This is a genomic window from Streptomyces sp. NPDC054932, assembly GCF_053610205.1.
Map to the genome: position 1 here is coordinate 13,432 of NZ_JBSGXU010000018.1, position 16,572 is coordinate 30,003.

The window sequence follows — 16,572 nt, forward strand, 5'->3', positions numbered from 1 at the left end:
AGGGGATGCGGTCTGTCCGCTCGAAAATTATCGCGGCCGGGCTGGTCCTCGGCGTGGCCGGCGTGGGGGCCTGGCAGTTGCTGCCCGAGGACGGCAACGGCCGCGGTGCCGTCCGGGTCGGCACGAGCGACGTCGTCTCCTCCCTCGACCCCGCCGGGGCGTACGACGCCGGTTCCTGGGCCCTGTTCAGCAACATCTACCAGTCACTGCTGACCATCAAGCCCGGTTCCGACGCCCCTGTGCCGGACGCCGCCGCCTCCTGCAACTTCGTGGGCCAGAAGCTCACCACCTACCAGTGCGAGCTGCGCCCCGACGTGAAGTTCGCGGGCGGCCGCACGATCACCGCCGAGGACGTCAAGCACTCGTTCGACCGCATCAAGGCGATCAATTCCGACCAGGGTCCGGCTCCCCTCTTCAACACCCTGGAGTCGGTCAAGGCCGAGGGGCGCACGGTCACCTTCAACCTCTCCGCCCGCGACGCCACCTTCCCGTTCAAGATCGCGACGGGTGCCGCCTCGATCGTCGACAAGGACAAGTACCCGGCGAAGGCCCTGCGCGAGGACGGCAAGGCGGACGGCTCCGGCCCGTACGCGCTGGCCGCGTACAAGGCCGGTACGAGCGTCGAGCTGAGGCCCAACACCTCGTACAAGGGGCAGGGAAAGCCCGCCCGCAGGCCCGTCACCGTCAAGTACTACAAGGACGCGGACCAGCTCGACCATGCCTGGAACGCCCGCCGGATCGAGGTCGCCCACCGGGACATGCCGCCGTCCGTGCTCGCCGGCCTCAACCCGGGCATGAAGGACACCCGCTACCAGGCATCCGGCGGCAGCGAGATCCGCTCCGTCGTCTTCAACGTCCGCCCCGGCGCCGCCGCGGCCCCGCTCGCCGTCCGCCAGGCCGTCGCCGCCGTGCTCGACCGCTCCAAGGTGGCCTCCGAAGTCCACCTCGGCACCGTCACCCCGCTGTACTCGCTGGTCCCGGCGGGCATCGCCGGCCACAGCACGCCGTTCTTCGACGCCTACCCCACGCCCAACGCGGCCACCGCCAAGAAGCTCCTCAAGGACGCCGGGATCACCGCGCCCGTCCGCCTCACCCTCGGCGTGAACGTGCGCGGCGCGAACGTGGCCGAGGCCGAGGAGCTCAAGCGCCAGCTGGAGTCCACCGGCCTCTTCCAGCTGACGCTCAAGCCGGTCGAGCAGTGGAGCGACTTCCAGAAGAAGTACGCCGCGGGCGAGTTCGACGCCTACACCATCGGCTGGATCGCGGACTTCCCCGACGCGGACAACTTCCTCGCCCCGCTCGTCGGCGCCGACTCGTCCATGAACAACGGCTTCTCCGACAAGCAGGTCGACGAGCTGATCACCCGCACCCAGTCCCACTCGGAGCGGGGCGACGCCGCCGCCGAGTTCCGCGACCTCCAGAAGGTGGTCGCCCAGCAGGCCCCTATGGTGCCGATCTGGCAGAAGAAGGACTACGTGATGTCCCGCGAGGACGTCACCGGAGCCCAGAACCTGTCCGACGGCACCGGCGTCTGGCGCCTGTGGGAACTCGACTGGCTGTAACCGCCGCCGACTCCGGCTCCGCCTCGGCTACGCGGGGTCGGGGTCGGACGCCTTGCGGCGACCCCCGGCCGTGGCCGTCTGGGCCATGCCCGGCAGGAAGTCCGCGAACAGCTCGTGCACTTCGCGCACCAGCGGCCGCAGCACCCGGAACCGGGCCAGCACGATGCCACGCGTCGTCAGCTGCGCACCGCGCTCGGCGAGCCCGCGCGACTTCGCGCTGTTCGGGGAGCGGTCGAAGACCCAGTACAGGACCAGGCCCATCTGCGAGAGCCACATCAGCTCCGGCAGTACGTCGGCGAGCTCGGCCGGCACCTTGGTCTTCGCCCCCGCCAGCACCTCGCGGTGGATGTCGATCGCGGCCTGACGCGCCGGTTCCGATTCCGGTGAGAACGGGCTGAGCGGACTCTCGGGGTCGGCCGCGTTCTTGAAGAACTGCGAGGCGAACTCGTGGTACGGAGCGCCGATGTCCAGCCAGCTCGTCAGTACGCCCGCGAGCCGCTTCTGCAGATCGGTCTCGTTGTCCAGGATGGGACGGACCGCCGCCTGGTGGGCGGCGCTGATCCGGTCGTAGAACCCCTGGACCAGGTGTTCCTTCGACTCGAAGTAGTAGTAGGCGTTGCCGACCGAGACGCCGGCCTCCTTTGCGACAGCCCGCATCGTCGTCTTGTCGAAACCGCGCTCCTGGAAGAGACGGAGCGCGGTTTCGAGGATGAGCGTGCGGGTCTGCTCGCTCTTGGGAGCCTTCTGATCAGTCACGGTGTATGAGCCTATCCGGGGACGGAGCAGTGGTCGTCACAGGCCGGTCCTTCGACCTCCTCGGCGCCCCCGGGGTGACCCTCCGTCCGCACGGCCTGACGCCATGCGGAGGCCGTGTACATGGCCGCCCGGGCGAAGGGCCGGCCGGCCGCGGTGGCCAGCCAGTTCGCCTTCGGCCGGTGGTCGACCAGCGCCCACAGGCACACGATGAAGGCGTCGGTCCCGGTCCACACCTGCCCCGAGTCCCCGACGACGGTGATCTCCCGGAGCGTCGACGCGTGGTCGAGGCGGGGGAACCGCCGCCGCGCCTCCCAGGACGCGGCGGGGACGAGGGCGAGCGGGACCAGCCACCGCTGCGCGAGCAGCCAGTGCCGGATGTGTACGCAGAGCGGGCAGTCGGCGTCGTAGAGGACGGTCAGTTTCCGCACGGGCGCGATGGCGGTCGGCACGGTTCAGGCCCCGACCGGCGCGGTCCACCCCTGCGGGGCGACGGGCGGCGTCTGCTGGCGCTCCATGATCCCCCGGCGGCGCATCCTGTTCAGGACCCACACGTTGCCGAGGTGCATGATGCCGAGGACCAGCAGGACGACGCCGAGCTTGACCGAGAGCGCCTCGAAGAGGCCGCGGGCGCTTGCGATCTCCTCGTCCGAGCGGAGGTAGAGGGTCACGAAGCCGATGTTCACGAGGTAGAAGCCGACCACGAGGAGCTGGTTGACGGCATCCGCGAGCTTCTCGTTCCCGTGCAGGACGTCACCGATGAAGACCCGGCCGTTACGGCTGAGGGTACGGGCCACCCAGACGGTGAGGCCGATGCTGATGAGCAGGTAGATGACGTACGTGACGACGGTGAGGTCCATTGTCCCCAGCCCCTTTGAACGTGTTCAACTGCTGACAGGCATGACTGTAGGGCTCTTTTTGAACAAGTTCAAGTGACCGTCCGGGAACTCCCGGACGGTGGGGTGGAGATGGGGGGGCGGCCGAGGGGTGCGGGCGCGCGGCGGCGGTTCGCGACCAGGAGCCCCGGAGCATCACGGTGATCGCGCCGACGGCCCGGGGCGGGGTGCCCGCCCTGCCGGTGCCGTGGTCAGGCTCGACCGGGCGGTGGCGCTCGGGATGGCGTACGGGCCGCGGGCGGGCCTTGGCCCGGCCGGGAGCCGACGTCCCCGACGGCCGGGGCGGTCGCGGAGGTGTGCGCGGCGGCCCGGGCGAGCTCGCGGCCGGGCCGGAGCGGTGGGCCGGGACCGCCCCGGCCGTCGGGAATGGCCCGGCTACCGCCGGGGCTGCCGACCGGCCGGGCCCGCGGCTATGGTCTGCGCCGCCCCGGAACGGCGGTCGTCTCTCAGATGCTCAGCGACCGCGCGTAGTTGATCTGGGACATCACCCACTGGTAGGTGTGCGGGCCGGCCGCCGGGATCATCGTGGAGTGGTGGCGGCCGCCGCTGGTGACCGTGATCTGGATGTAGCCGGTGGTGGTCTTCTCCTTCATCAGGAGGAAGAGCAGGCCGAGCAGGCAGAAGAGGAAGAAGACGATCGCGAGCACGATCGCGTGCGGCGGGATCTTCTCCTCGGTGCGCGAGAAGTCGGTCGCGTTCCACATCGCGCCCTTGAGCGGCATCGTGCCCGACGGGGTGATGATCTGGTCCCCGGCCACGGTGATGTCGCCGAGCGACAGGCCGGCCCCGCCGACGGGGGCGGCGGTCGGATAGGCGGGGGTCGCCATGCCGGCCCCGCCGATGGTCGGCTGGTAGGCGGGGGCCGCCGGATAGGCCGGGGCCGCCGGGTAGGGCTGCGGGTAGCCGTAACTGGCTTCGCCGGGGCCCCACTTGTAGTCGCCCTGGTCGGGTGTGGCGGGCGTGCCGGGCAGACCGCCCTGGCCGGCGGGGTCGCTCGCGTACGGATTCGGCTGCTGCTCGCTCATGCTGCCGATCCTTCCACAGGGGCTCCCGTCCCGTACCCCGGGTCCCGCAACCCAGGTCAGGGGCCCGCGCCGACCGGAGCCGCCCGGTGCGCGCGCCAACTCCCTTTCCCCGCTTGCCGGGAGGCAGGGCGTGCGGCCGTACCGCGTCCGGTCCGCGCCCGGGCCCCCCGACCGTGCCCGGGCCCCGCGAGGCCCGTTGTCGGTGCTCGCCCCTACTGTCGGCCGCATGGGAATGGTGACCTTCGTCGACGAGACGACCGCCGGAGGCCGTGGCGACGGCTGGGCGCTCGACATGGCCGAGGAGCGGCTCGCGCTGCGCGAGCTGATCCGGCGCAGGGTGTTCCAGGAGGTCGCGGAGTACCACGCCCGGCGGTCCGAGGTCTTCCAGGGGCTGGTGCGGCCGGAGGGGGCCGAGCGGACCCTGAACGGGTACGCACTGCGGACGCCGCGCCGCCTCGACCCGCAGAAGCAGACCGAGCTGGCCCTGAAGGCGTTCGAGCGCAACGGCTTCCTGGTGCTGGTGGGGGACCGTCAGATCGTCGCCCTGGACGAGGAGATCGCCCTTCCGGCCGGTGTCGAGGTCACCTTCCTGAAGCTCGTCGCGCTGGTGGGCGGCTGATGGGGCAGGACGTCGGGGTGGTGGCGGACGGCCTGCTCCGCACGGTCGTGGACGCCATGGTCCACCCTCCCGCCGTCGAGGAGCAGCTCGACGGGATACGGCGTCTTCCGGCCGGGGACCGGCGACGGCTGATCGAGGAGTTCGCCGACCGCCATCGGCGCGAGGCCGGCACGGAGCAGGTGCGGGCTGGGCTGCTGACGCTGATCGTGCTCGTCGGCCGGGGCCTGGACGGTCTGCCCCTGGAGCAGGAGAGGACCGACAGGCTGGAGATCATCTCCCGCACCCACTCCTACTGGCACCCCCACCGGTACCACGGGGCCTTCGTCATGGCCGAGATCGCCGCCGGGCACCCGCTCGCCCCCGCCCTCGTCGCGACCGTCCGGCGCAGCGCCATGGACGCGTACGGCGACAGCGCCTTCGCCGAGTCCGCCCGAAGGCTCACCGCGCCCGTGCTCAACGTCGGTGAGGAATGGGCGGAGCAGGCCATGGCGGACGAGCGGTGGCACGAGCTGCTCGGGTACGCGCTGACCGCCAGGGCCGCCAAGCCCTCCGCCGCGTGGGAGAAGCGCGGCCGGGCGCTCCTCGGCCGCCTCGGCGGCGAAGCGGTGCGTGCTGCCGGGGTGGAGTGGCTGGCCCTCGTCGGGCGGCCCCGGACCATCCGGCTGGAGCAGGGCGCGTACGAATCGGACTTCAACGACGCCTTCGACCCCTTCAACGCCAACGCCCTGCGCGGTCTGACCTGGCTGCTGTCCTTCCTCCCGCCGCACCCCGACACGGTCCGCGTGCTCGGCGCGCTGGTGGAGAGCGCGCTGCGCAAGGCCGCCGGGATCGGGCCGCGCAACCCCAAGGTGGCCAACGCCGCCGTCAACTCCCTGGCCCGGATGGAGGATGGCGGCGCCCTCGCCGAACTGGCCCGCCTGGGCACCAGGGTGACGTACAAGGGCACCGCCAAGCTCGTCGACGCGGCCCTGGAGGCGCGCGCCGCGGCGCTCGGCATGAGCCGCGAGGAGATCGAGGAACTGGCCGTTCCCGCTCACGGGTTGACGGAGGTGGGCCGGGCCGGGTTCCGCCTCGGGGAGGCCACCGCACTGCTGGAGGTGCGCGGGAACAGGGCCGTGCTCGGCTGGCGCAATGCAGCGGGCAGGCAGGTCAAGAGCGTGCCCGCCACCGTGCGGCGGGACCACGCCGAGGAGCTCAAGGAGCTCAGGGCCACGGTCAAGGACATCGACAAGTCGCTGTCCGCGCAGGCGGAGCGGCTCGACGGGCAGTTCCTGGCCCGGCGCCGGTGGGCCTACGGGCGGTGGCGCGAGCGGTACCTCGACCACCCGCTGCTCGGGACTCTGGCCCGGCGCCTGATCTGGACCGTGGACGGCACGGCCGTGGGCTTCGCGGACGGAGAGTTGCGCACCCTGACGGGCGCACCCCTGGACCAGGACACCGCGCGGGCCGTCGTCGAGCTGTGGCATCCCGTCGGCAGGGAGCCCGCCGAGGTGGTCGCCTGGCGGAAGTGGCTGGAGCGGTACGCAGTGACGCAGCCCTTCAAACAGGCCCACCGCGAGGTGTACCTGCTGACCGGGGCCGAGCGGAACACGAGGACCTACTCCAACCGGTTCGCCGCGCACATCCTGCGTCAGCACCAGTTCCACTCGCTCGCCGCGGCCCGGGGCTGGCGCAACAGGCTCCGCCTCAACTTCGACGACTGCGCCCCGCCGGCCGTCCGTGAGCTGCCGCAGTGGGGGCTGCGCGCCGAGTACTGGATCGAGGGCGAGGGGCACGAGGACGGCGTGGACACCACCGAGTCGGGCAGCTACCTGCGGCTGCGGACGGACCAGGTGCGCTTCTACCCGATCGACGCCCCGCAGAACGAGGCCGACACGTACGGCGGCGAGTACACGATGCGGCTGCGCGACGGCCGGGACCCGGTCGACCCGCTGCCGCTTTCCGGCATACCCGCGCTGGTGCTGAGCGAGGTGCTGCGGGACATCGACCTCTTCGTCGGCGTGGCCAGCGTCGGCAACGATCCGACCTGGTCCGACGGCGGGCCCGAGGGCCGCTTCCGCGAGTACTGGACCGGCTACGGTTTCGGCGAGCTGAACCAGAGCGCCGAGACCCGGCGGGTGCTGCTGGAGCGGCTCGTGCCGCGGCTGGCCATCGCGGAGCGCTGCACCGTCCAGGGCCGCTTCCTCCACGTGCGGGGCGAGCTGCGCACGTACAAGATCCACCTCGGCTCGGGGAACGTCCTGATGACGCCGAACGACCAGTACCTGTGCATCGTGCCGGGCGGCTCCGGCGCCCCCGAAACCGGCTATCTGCCCTTCGAGGGGGACCGGACGCTGGCCGTGATCCTCTCCAAGGCCATGCTGCTCGCGAAGGACACGGAGATCACCGACCCGATGATCACCGCCCAGCTCCGCCGCTGACGGGTCCTCGGGAGGGGGGAACGGACGAGGGCCCCGCCCCCGGACGAACCGGGGACGGGGCCCTCGCACACGCGGACCGGAAGGTCAGAAGCGGCGCGTGATCAGCGCACGCTTGACTTCCTGGATGGCCTTCGTGACCTCGATGCCACGCGGGCACGCGTCGGTGCAGTTGAAGGTCGTGCGGCAGCGCCACACGCCGTCCTTGTCGTTCAGGATCTCCAGCCGCTGCTCGCCGGCCTCGTCACGCGAGTCGAAGATGAAGCGGTGCGCGTTGACGATCGCCGCCGGGCCGAAGTACTGGCCGTCGTTCCAGAACACCGGGCACGAGGACGTGCACGCGGCGCACAGGATGCACTTGGTGGTGTCGTCGAAGCGCTCGCGGTCCTCGGCGGACTGCAGACGCTCGCGCGTCGGCTCGTTGCCCTTGGTGACCAGGAACGGCATGACGTCGCGGTACGCCTGGAAGAAGGGCTCCATGTCGACGACAAGGTCCTTCATCACCGTGAGGCCCTTGATGGCCTCGACGGTGATCGGCTTCTCCGGGTTGATGTCCTTGATCAGCGTCTTGCAGGCGAGCCTGTTCTTGCCGTTGATCCGCATCGCGTCGGAGCCGCAGATGCCGTGCGCGCAGGAGCGGCGGAAGGTCAGCGTGCCGTCGAGGTCCCACTTGATCTTGTGGAGACCGTCGAGCACGCGCTCCTTCGGGTCGATCTCGACCTGGAAGTCCTGCCAGGTCGACTCCTCGGAGATCTCCGGGTTGAAGCGGCGGATCCGGAAGGTGACCGTGATGAACGGCGAGGCGGCGGCCGCCGCCTCCATCTTGTCCAGGGTGGGGGTGGCCATCAGTACTTACGCTCCATCGGCTGGTAGCGGGTGACGACGACGGGCTTGTAGTCCAGCCGGACGGAGTCCTTGCCGTCGTCGCCGACCTCGCGGTACGCCATGGTGTGGCGCATGAAGTTGACGTCGTCGCGGTTCGGGTAGTCCTCGCGGTAGTGACCGCCGCGGGACTCCTTGCGCGCCAGCGCGGACACGGCCATGACCTCGGCCAGGTCGAGCAGGTTGCCCAGCTCGATGGCCTCCAGCAGGTCCGTGTTGAAGCGCTTGCCCTTGTCCTGGACGGACACGTTCTTGTAGCGCTCGCGCAGTTCCGCGATCTTCTCGACCGCGGTCTTGATGGTCTGCTCCGTACGGAACACCATCACGCACGCGTCCATCGTCTCCTGGAGCTCCAGACGCAGGTCGGCGACCCGCTCGTTGCCCGTGGAGTTGCGCAGGTGCTCGACGAGGTCGGCGACCTGCTGCGCCGGGTTCTCCGGGAGCTCGACGTAGTCGTTCTCCTGCGAGTACCTGGCCGCGGCGATACCGGAGCGCTTGCCGAAGACGTTGATGTCCAGCAGCGAGTTGGTGCCCAGGCGGTTCGCGCCGTGCACCGACACGCACGCGACCTCGCCGGCCGCGTACAGACCCGGGACGACGGTGGTGTTGTCGGCCAGGACCTCACCCTCGACGTTGGTCGGGATGCCGCCCATGGCGTAGTGCGCGGTGGGCTGGATCGGGATCGGGTCCGTGTACGGCTCGATGCCCAGGTAGGTGCGCGCGAACTCGGTGATGTCCGGGAGCTTCGCGTCGAGCTGCTCCGGCGGGAGGTGCGTGAGGTCCAGGTACACGTGGTCACCGGCCGGACCGCAGCCGCGGCCCTCACGGATCTCGGTGTAGATGGAGCGCGAGACGACGTCACGGGACGCGAGGTCCTTCATGACCGGCGCGTACTTCTCCATGAAGCGCTCGCCGTCCTTGTTGCGGAGGATGCCGCCCTCACCGCGGGCGCCCTCCGTCAGCAGGATGCCCATGCGCCAGATGCCCGTCGGGTGGAACTGGAAGAACTCCATGTCCTCCAGCGGCAGGCCGCGGCGGTAGCAGGCCGCCTGGCCGTCACCCGTGAGGGTGTGCGCGTTGGAGGTCACCTTGAAGAACTTGCCGGTGCCGCCGGAGGCGTAGATGACGGCCTTGGCCTGGAACACGTGGATCTCGCCGGTGGCGAGCTCGTACGCGACCACACCGGCCGACTTCTTGACGCCGTCCTCCTCGACCAGGAGCTGGTCCAGGACGTAGAACTCGTTGAAGAACTCCACGCCCTCCTTGACGCAGTTCTGGTAGAGCGTCTGGAGGATCATGTGACCGGTGCGGTCAGCGGCGTAGCAGGACCGGCGGACCGGGGCCTCGCCGTGGTTGCGCGAGTGACCGCCGAAGCGGCGCTGGTCGATGGTGCCGTCCGGGGTGCGGTTGAACGGCAGGCCCATCTTCTCCAGGTCGAGGACCGCGTCGATGGCCTCCTTCGCCAGGATCTCGGCGGCGTCCTGGTCGACCAGGTAGTCACCACCCTTGACCGTGTCGAAGGTGTGCCACTCCCAGTTGTCCTCTTCCACGTTGGCCAGCGCGGCGGCCATGCCGCCCTGCGCGGCGCCCGTGTGGGAGCGGGTCGGGTAGAGCTTCGTCAGCACGGCGGTGCGGCTGCGCTTCGTCGACTCGATGGCGGCGCGCATGCCCGCGCCACCGGCGCCGACGATGACGGTGTCGTACTTGTGGATCTTCATTTGGTTCGCCTCAGCCCCGTTGCCTAGCGGATGTTCGGGTCGAAGGTGAAGATCACCAGCGTGCCCAGAAGGATGGTGAACACCGTGGCGGTGTAGAGCAGGCCCTTCAGCCACAGCCGCGTGTTGGCACGCTCCGCGTAGTCGTTGATGACGGTACGCAGACCGTTGGCGCCGTGCAGCATGGCCAGCCACAGCATCAGCAGGTCCCAGACCTGCCAGAACGGGGACGCCCAGCGGCCGGCCACGAAGGCGAAACCGATCTTGGACACGCCGCCGTCGAGCACCAGCTGGATCAGCAGGTGACCGATGACCAGGACGACGAGCACGATGCCCGAGAGGCGCATGAAGAGCCATGCGACCATCTCGAAGTTCCCGCGGGTCGAGCGCGGGGTCTTGCCGGTCCGCTTGCGCGGGGCCTCGATGTAGGGCGCCGGGTTGTCCACGTCGTAGAGGGAAACGCCCTCCACGTCGCCGATGACCTTGGCGGAAGAAGTGTCAGAAGACATGCGTGTCACTTCCCGAACAGTTCGAGGTAGGCGTGGCCCAGGACGGGGTAGAGAGCCCCGACCATCAGCACGATCCAGATGCTCACGACAGTCCAGAGCATCTGCTTCTGGTAGCGCGGGCCCTTGGACCAGAAGTCCACGGCGATGACACGAAGACCGTTGAGCGCGTGGAAGAGGATGGCGGCCACGAGGCCGTACTCCAGCAGCGCGACGATCGGAGTCTTGTAGGTAGCCACGACATCGTCGTACGCCTCGGGGGAGACGCGGACGAGAGCGGTGTCGAGGACGTGTACGAACAGGAAGAAGAAAATGAGGACGCCGGTGACTCGATGAGCCACCCAGGACCACATTCCTTCCCGGCCGCGGTACAACGTTCCAGCCGGCACGGAAAACCCTCCGGAAGCGGGGCGGGGGCCAGCCGGCTTCTTTGTCGGTCGGGCCCGGCCGGGTACGGTCCACCGGCCCCGGACATCGTAGCGACGCTTTGTCGGTTCCCTCGCGCGGGGTCCATCGGTGTGATCAAACAGGCACGTACGGACTATCCCACAGGGGCGAATAGCCCGATTTCCGTGGCAGTCAGCCCATCGGGCGAGGTCAGCCAGCGTGTCAGATCCCTCAGCCGGGCCTGCGCGACACGGCGCAGCTCGTCCGCGGAGATCGAGCGCTCCTCGTCCACCTCGTGGCCCATCCGCCGCCGGATCGCGCCCAGCAGCTGGTCGGCCTGCTCCTCCGGAGGATGTCCGTCGAGGCAGATCACGAAGGCGTGGCCGAACTTTCGTTCGTACTCCGCGTGGGCCGCGTCGAGGGCCAGCAGTGCGGCGTACGGAGCCCCGTGATCCAGCTCCGCCGAGTTCTCCGAGGCCAGCGCCTCGGTCAGGTCGCCCTGCGAGAGGTCGTACGAGGCCTCGTCGGCGGCGGCGAGCAGGGCCCCGGGATCCGGGTAGGGGCGGTGCGCCGCCACCCGGTGCGCCCAGCGCCGGCTTCCGCAGCAGTGCAGCAGGACGGCCCGGGCGGCTTCGGGGGACAGTGTGTTGAACCGGGCCAGGCCGGAGCCGTGGGACGGGCCGGAGCTTCCCCGGGAACCGGTCCGGGAAATGCCCCCCGGGGCCTGTGCCGGAAGGTGGCTGGACAGCAGGGGGCTCCTCGGGGCGCGGCGGGGGTGTGCCGCCACGCTATCGATGCAGGGCAGGGTGTGTCGTACCGATTCGGGGATTTCACCCGGAAGTGAGCCGAAAGGATGACGTGAGCGCCACGGACAGGCATGGTGAGTGCCCCGGGAAGGGGAGGGCGACCGAGGCCGCCACCCCCCACAGGAGAGGCCCCGGCCGCCATCCGTCACGGGCTCGTGCGACAAGCCCGTACCCATGTCAGCGCCTCGGGTGCGTTTTGTGTCACACCTCGCTCCGCACAGGATTGGTTGCACGTTGTATCACTCGTGGACGAGAGGTGCTTGAAAGCCGTAACGTGCTGATTTGCGCCACACGTACAGGACAGTGAACGGGTTGGGGACTTTGCTGGGGGACGACGCGGAGCTGACCGCCGCGGTACTCGCGGCACAGGATGGCGACGAGAACGCGTTCCGTGCTGTGTACCGCGCCGTGCATCCACGCCTGCTCGGTTACGTACGCACGCTCGTCGGGGACGGCGACGCGGAGGACGTGACCTCGGAGGCATGGCTGCAGATCGCCCGCGACCTCGATTCCTTCACCGGAGACGCCGACCGCTTCCGCGGGTGGGCCGCCCGCATCGCCCGCAACCGGGCCCTCGACCACATCCGCATGCGCGGCCGGCGCCCCGCCATCGGCGGCGACGACACCGAGCTGACGAGCTGGGCCGCCGAGTGCGACACCGCCGGCGCGGCGATGGAGTCCCTGGACACCGGGCGCACCATGGCGCTCATCGCGCAGCTTCCGCAGGACCAGGCCGAGGCCGTCGTGCTGCGCGTCGTGGTCGGCCTGGACGCCAAGAGCGCGGCCGAGACCCTGGGCAAGCGGCCCGGCGCGGTACGGACCGCGGCCCACCGGGGCCTGAAGAAGCTGGCCGAGCTGCTCGGTGCGGAGGGCGGCTTCGAGCCCGACCCGGACACCGGCTCGGGCCCGCGCGCAGCGGTCGGCCATAATGCCAGTGGCCAGGCATGGGACGGCGGGGGCGGGAGGGATCTCGACGCCGTACCCGCACAGCGGGGCCGGAGCGGGGGCTTCGCAGAGCAAACCGGTGTGACGGATTCACGTTGGCGGACGCAGAAGGACATGTGATGGCCGACGAGCGCAACAGGTGGCTGGACAAAGCCGCGGCGGACAGACTGCTGCGCGGTGAACCGGTGGAACCTGTGGGGCCGGCCGCCGATCGGCGTGCCCGGACCGAGGCCGCCCGGCTGCGTGCCGCACTGGACGCGCTGGGCGCCGCGACCGGGCCGCTGCCCGCGAGCACGGAACTTCCCGGCGAAGCCGCGGCGGTGGCCGCCTTCCGTACGGCGCGCGGCGCCGCGCGTCCCTCCGCCGTGTCCGCAGAACCCCTGGTCGACCTCGGCCGCATCATCCCCGCGCCCGCTCCGCGGCGCGGCCGGACCGTGAGCTTCGGCCTCGCGGCGGCCCTGGCCAGTGTCGCCGTCGGCGGACTGGCCGCCGCGGCGGGCGCCGGGCTGCTGGAACGGCCCCGGCACGACAGTGCGGGACCCGGTCCGGCGATGTCGGTCAGCGTCGGCGAGGAGCAGGTCCCGGGCATCGGCAGCGGAGCCCCGACCGCCGGCCCGAAGCCGACGCCCACCCGGCTGCCGGACGGCTCGGTTCCGACGGCCGCCGCGGGCACGCCCGTGCCGCCGGGCACGGACGGGCGCGCGACACCCGGGACCGGCGCGGGCGCCGGAACCTCCTCCGGCACGTCGGCGACCGGCGGCTCGGGCAAGGACCTCCAGGGCGCGACGGGCGGCAAGGACGCCCGGGACGACGACCGGAACACCTTCGGCGGCGGGGACGCGGACAAGGACCGCGACCGCGACGGGGAGAGCCGGCTCAGGGCCGTGGACCTCTGCGAGGAGTTCAAGGCGGGCCGGCTCGACGACGCGCGCCGTGAGCGGCTCTCGCGCCTGGCCAACGGCCTCACCCGGATCCCGGACTACTGCAAGTCGGTGCTGGACCGCGAAAGCTCCGGCGGCGGCAAGCGCAGCGACGCCCCGCTGGAGGGTGGAACGCTCCGGGCCCCGACCCTTTCGCCGGCCGTTCCGCGCGGCTCGATCGGCCTGCGCGTCGGCGGCTGACACATGTGCTGACCTGCCTGTAACACTTTTCGAACCGGTGGCGCAGTACATATCGAGCCGACTGGTCATCGGCCGCGCATGAGCCGGGGTTCCCCCCGTACCCCTGGGCTCTGCGCAACCGGCGCGGGCGGGGCACGTTCCCCCGGCCCTGCCCGCGCCCATTACTTCGGACCCTTCTGCCGCAGGACGCGGGACACAGCGAAAAGCCCGAGGCGTGAGGCCCCCCGCCTCCTGCCCCGGGCCGCACCGGACCGGATCTCCGGTCCCGGTCCCACGCCGGCATCACCAGTAGACGACGACCTTGTCGCCGACCTGGACCTCGTTGAAGAGCTTCGACAGCTTGCCCTTGTCCCGGACGTTCACGCAGCCGTGCGAGGCGCCGTTGTAGCCGCGGGCCGCGAAGTCGGCCGAGTAGTGCACTGCCTGGCCGCCGCTGAAGAACATCGCGTACGGCATCGGCGTGTGGTAGATCGTCGACGTCCACTCCTTCGCCTTCCAGCCCACGTTGAACACGCCCTCGCGGGTCGGGGTGTTCTCGGAGCCGAAGCGCACGTCCATCGTCGAGACGACCTTGCCGTCGATCATCCAGGCGAGGGTGCGGCTCTCCTTGCTGATGCACATGACGCGGCCCTGCATGCAGCGCGGGTCCGGTGCGGCGACCTCGTTGACGGTCGGCGGGCGCAGCTCGTCGGCGGTGGGCTTCTTGCTGGAGCTCTGGATCTTCGTCCAGGTGGCCTCGTCGACCGACCCGGTGGCGTTCAGGGCGTTCTTCGACTGGAAGGACTTGACCGCGGCCGTGGTCTTCGAGCCGTAGAAGCCGGTCGGTGCGACCGTCATCAGCTTGAGCTGCCTCAGCCGGGCCTGGAGCTCGCGGACCTGCTCGCTCTCGTCGCCGTTGGCCATGATCTGCTTCACCGAGGGGGAAGAGGAGGCCGACGCGGAGGGCGATGCGGAGGCGGAGGCGGAGGCCGACGGCGAGGCCTCACCGGGCTTGTTGTCGGTGGTCGGAGAGGCTTCGGGGGAGGCGCCCGCCGCGGGCGAGGACGGAGCCGAGGAGGCGGAGCCGGCGGACTCCGTCTTCTGCGGCCCGCAGGCGGTCGCGGCGAGCGCGACGGCGGTTGCCACCCCGATCGTGCGGATTATGACTCTCTGGCGCTGCATTGCAGTCCCCCCGGTCTCTACGTCGTGTATCTAGGTGATGCTCCGCGCGCGTGGAGAGTTGCACGCGGCTCCGGGATGTTGCGCCATTGTGACCGGCAGTCGTCCGCAGCCTTACGAAGCGATACGTGCGGGCACGGTTGTACCAGCCCCGGGCCCGGTTGCTCCACGGAGGACTACGTCACATGGCACACACCGAGAGCGGAATCCCCATCGAACCGGTCTACGGGCCCGGTGACCTGACGGGGTGGGACCCGGCGGCCGAGCTCGGGCAGCCGGGCGACTTCCCCTACACTCGGGGGATTTATCCGAATATGTACACCGGTCGGCCGTGGACCATGCGGCAGTACGCCGGCTTCGGTACGGCCACCGAGTCCAACGCCCGCTACCGGCAGCTCATCGAGGGCGGCGGCACCGGACTGTCCGTCGCCTTCGACCTGCCGACCCAGATGGGGCACGACTCCGACGCCCCCCTCGCGCAGGGCGAGGTGGGCAAGGTCGGCGTCGCCGTCGACTCGCTCGACGACATGCGGACGCTGTTCGATGGGATTCCCCTCGACCGGGTCTCCACCTCGATGACGATCAACGCGCCCGCCGCGCTGCTCCTGCTGCTCTATCAGCTGGTGGCGGAGGAACAGGGCATCCCGGGCACGCAGCTGACGGGGACGGTCCAGAACGACGTGCTGAAGGAGTACATCGCGCGCGGGACGTACATCTTCCCGCCCGGTCCCTCGCTGCGGCTGACGGCCGACACCTTCCGCTACTGCCGGGCCGAGATCCCCCGCTGGAACACCATTTCCATCTCCGGCTACCACATGGCCGAAGCCGGCGCCTCGCCCGCGCAGGAGGTGGCCTTCACCCTCGCCGACGGCATCGCCTACGTCCGTACGGCCCTGGCGGCGGGGATGGCGGTCGACGAGTTCGCGCCCCGGCTCTCCTTCTTCTTCGTCGCCCGCACCACCCTGCTGGAGGAGGTAGCGAAGTTCCGCGCGGCCCGGCGGATCTGGGCCCGCGTCATGCGGGACGACTTCGGGGCACGGGATCCGAAATCGCTGATGCTGCGCTTCCACACCCAGACGGCCGGGGTCCAGCTGACCGCGCAGCAGCCGGAGCTGAATCTCGTACGGGTGGCCGTCCAGGCCCTGGCCGCCGTGCTCGGCGGCACCCAGTCGCTGCACACCAACTCCTTCGACGAGGCGATCGCGCTGCCCACCGAGAAGTCCGCCCGCCTCGCGCTGCGCACCCAGCAGGTCCTCGCGTACGAGACGGACGTGCCGCAGACCGTGGACCCGTTCGCCGGGTCGTACGCGGTGGAGCGGATGACGGACGAACTGGAGGCGGCGGCGCTCGCGCTGATGCGCCGGGTCGAGGACCAGGGCGGGGCGGTCGCCGCCATCGAGGCCGGGTTCCAGAAGGCCGAGATCGAGCGGAACGCCTACCGCATCGCGCAGGAGACCGAGAGCGGGGAGCGGGTGGTGGTCGGTGTGAACCGCTTCGCCCTGGACCGCGAGGAACCGTACGAGCCGCTGCGCGTGGACCCGGCGATCGAGGCGCGGCAGTGCGCGGCGCTGGAGCGGCTGCGGGCGGAGCGCAACGCGGCGGCGGTGACGGCCGCGCTCGCGGACCTGAAGGAGGCGGCGGCGGGGACGGCGAACGTGCTGTACCCGATGAAACAGGCGCTACGGGCCCGGGCCACGGTGGGCGAGGTGTGCGGCGCGCTGCGGGAGGTCTGGGGGACGTACGAGCCCACCGGTTCCACCTGGTGAAACGGACTGGCGCG

General features: G+C 70.6%; 16 protein-coding genes. 6 read left to right on the top strand and 10 right to left on the bottom strand.

All coding sequences use genetic code 11. From position 1 onward, the window contains the following. Positions 1 to 5 precede the first annotated feature (5 nt). Positions 6 to 1,562 carry an ABC transporter substrate-binding protein gene (locus ACWGE1_RS07680; RefSeq protein WP_453419645.1) on the top strand — a complete coding sequence of 519 codons (1,557 nt, stop codon included), beginning with the start codon at positions 6 to 8 and terminating at the stop codon, positions 1,560 to 1,562. A 27-nt stretch (positions 1,563 to 1,589) separates the two neighbouring features. Here the strand turns inward: ACWGE1_RS07680 and ACWGE1_RS07685 are convergent, their stop codons facing one another. The 4 genes from ACWGE1_RS07685 to ACWGE1_RS07700 all read right to left on the bottom strand — a co-directional run bounded on the left by ACWGE1_RS07685 (position 1,590) and on the right by ACWGE1_RS07700 (position 4,236). Then, positions 1,590 to 2,318 carry a TetR family transcriptional regulator gene (locus ACWGE1_RS07685; RefSeq protein WP_453419646.1) on the bottom strand — a complete coding sequence of 243 codons (729 nt, stop codon included), beginning with the start codon at positions 2,316 to 2,318 and terminating at the stop codon, positions 1,590 to 1,592. Positions 2,319 to 2,329: 11 nt separating this feature from the next. Continuing rightward, the gene (locus ACWGE1_RS07690) at positions 2,330 to 2,746 is read right to left on the bottom strand and encodes a thiol-disulfide oxidoreductase DCC family protein (RefSeq protein ID WP_453419647.1); all 417 of its coding nucleotides are present in this window, start codon (positions 2,744 to 2,746) and stop codon (positions 2,330 to 2,332) included. 24 nt (positions 2,747 to 2,770) lie between these two features. Further along, positions 2,771 to 3,175, bottom strand: coding sequence for a hypothetical protein (locus ACWGE1_RS07695; protein WP_453419648.1), 405 nt, complete (start codon positions 3,173 to 3,175; stop codon positions 2,771 to 2,773). 482 nt (positions 3,176 to 3,657) lie between these two features. Next, complete coding sequence (locus tag ACWGE1_RS07700) at positions 3,658 to 4,236, bottom strand: hypothetical protein (RefSeq protein WP_453419649.1); 579 nt, start codon at positions 4,234 to 4,236, stop codon at positions 3,658 to 3,660. Between the two features lie 226 nt (positions 4,237 to 4,462). Between ACWGE1_RS07700 and ACWGE1_RS07705 the strand changes: the two genes are divergently transcribed. Next, complete coding sequence (locus tag ACWGE1_RS07705) at positions 4,463 to 4,855, top strand: hypothetical protein (protein WP_453419650.1); 393 nt, start codon at positions 4,463 to 4,465, stop codon at positions 4,853 to 4,855. Further along, entirely contained in the window at positions 4,855 to 7,275 is a 2,421-nt protein-coding gene (locus ACWGE1_RS07710) for a DUF4132 domain-containing protein (RefSeq protein WP_453419651.1), read from the top strand. Before ACWGE1_RS07705 ends, ACWGE1_RS07710 begins: the two co-directional genes overlap by 1 nt. 84 nt (positions 7,276 to 7,359) lie before the next feature. Here the strand turns inward: ACWGE1_RS07710 and ACWGE1_RS07715 are convergent, their stop codons facing one another. From ACWGE1_RS07715 to ACWGE1_RS07735, 5 genes are all read right to left on the bottom strand, one after another. Continuing rightward, a complete protein-coding gene (locus tag ACWGE1_RS07715) occupies positions 7,360 to 8,118 on the bottom strand; it encodes a succinate dehydrogenase iron-sulfur subunit (RefSeq protein WP_189733159.1) in 759 nt (252 codons plus the stop codon). After that, positions 8,118 to 9,872: a succinate dehydrogenase flavoprotein subunit gene (gene sdhA / locus ACWGE1_RS07720; protein WP_314248350.1), complete on the bottom strand. Its 1,755-nt coding sequence runs from the start codon at positions 9,870 to 9,872 to the stop codon at positions 8,118 to 8,120. The genes ACWGE1_RS07715 and sdhA overlap by 1 nt, the downstream gene beginning before the upstream one ends. A 23-nt stretch (positions 9,873 to 9,895) precedes the next feature. Next, positions 9,896 to 10,378, bottom strand: coding sequence for a succinate dehydrogenase hydrophobic membrane anchor subunit (locus ACWGE1_RS07725; RefSeq protein WP_030663932.1), 483 nt, complete (start codon positions 10,376 to 10,378; stop codon positions 9,896 to 9,898). Positions 10,379 to 10,383: 5 nt separating this feature from the next. Further along, positions 10,384 to 10,764 (bottom strand): succinate dehydrogenase, cytochrome b556 subunit, encoded by a 381-nt coding sequence (sdhC, locus tag ACWGE1_RS07730; RefSeq protein ID WP_384534635.1) that lies wholly within the window; start codon positions 10,762 to 10,764, stop codon positions 10,384 to 10,386. A 152-nt stretch (positions 10,765 to 10,916) separates the two neighbouring features. After that, positions 10,917 to 11,549 (bottom strand): 2-oxo-4-hydroxy-4-carboxy-5-ureidoimidazoline decarboxylase, encoded by a 633-nt coding sequence (locus ACWGE1_RS07735; RefSeq protein WP_453419652.1) that lies wholly within the window; start codon positions 11,547 to 11,549, stop codon positions 10,917 to 10,919. 340 nt (positions 11,550 to 11,889) lie between these two features. Here ACWGE1_RS07735 and ACWGE1_RS07740 point away from each other — a divergent pair, with 340 nt between their 5' ends. Continuing rightward, positions 11,890 to 12,633 (top strand): RNA polymerase sigma factor, encoded by a 744-nt coding sequence (locus ACWGE1_RS07740; RefSeq protein WP_453419688.1) that lies wholly within the window; start codon positions 11,890 to 11,892, stop codon positions 12,631 to 12,633. Next, on the top strand, positions 12,633 to 13,634 hold the full coding sequence (locus ACWGE1_RS07745; RefSeq protein WP_453419653.1) for a hypothetical protein: 1,002 nt from the start codon (positions 12,633 to 12,635) through the stop codon (positions 13,632 to 13,634). The genes ACWGE1_RS07740 and ACWGE1_RS07745 overlap by 1 nt, the downstream gene beginning before the upstream one ends. 282 nt (positions 13,635 to 13,916) lie before the next feature. Here the strand turns inward: ACWGE1_RS07745 and ACWGE1_RS07750 are convergent, their stop codons facing one another. Further along, positions 13,917 to 14,795, bottom strand: a complete 879-nt coding sequence (locus ACWGE1_RS07750) for a L,D-transpeptidase family protein (protein ID WP_453419654.1) — start codon at positions 14,793 to 14,795, stop codon at positions 13,917 to 13,919. 182 nt (positions 14,796 to 14,977) lie between these two features. Between ACWGE1_RS07750 and ACWGE1_RS07755 the strand changes: the two genes are divergently transcribed. Further along, positions 14,978 to 16,558: an acyl-CoA mutase large subunit family protein gene (locus tag ACWGE1_RS07755; RefSeq protein WP_453419655.1), complete on the top strand. Its 1,581-nt coding sequence runs from the start codon at positions 14,978 to 14,980 to the stop codon at positions 16,556 to 16,558. The last annotated feature ends 14 nt before the right edge of the window (positions 16,559 to 16,572 follow it).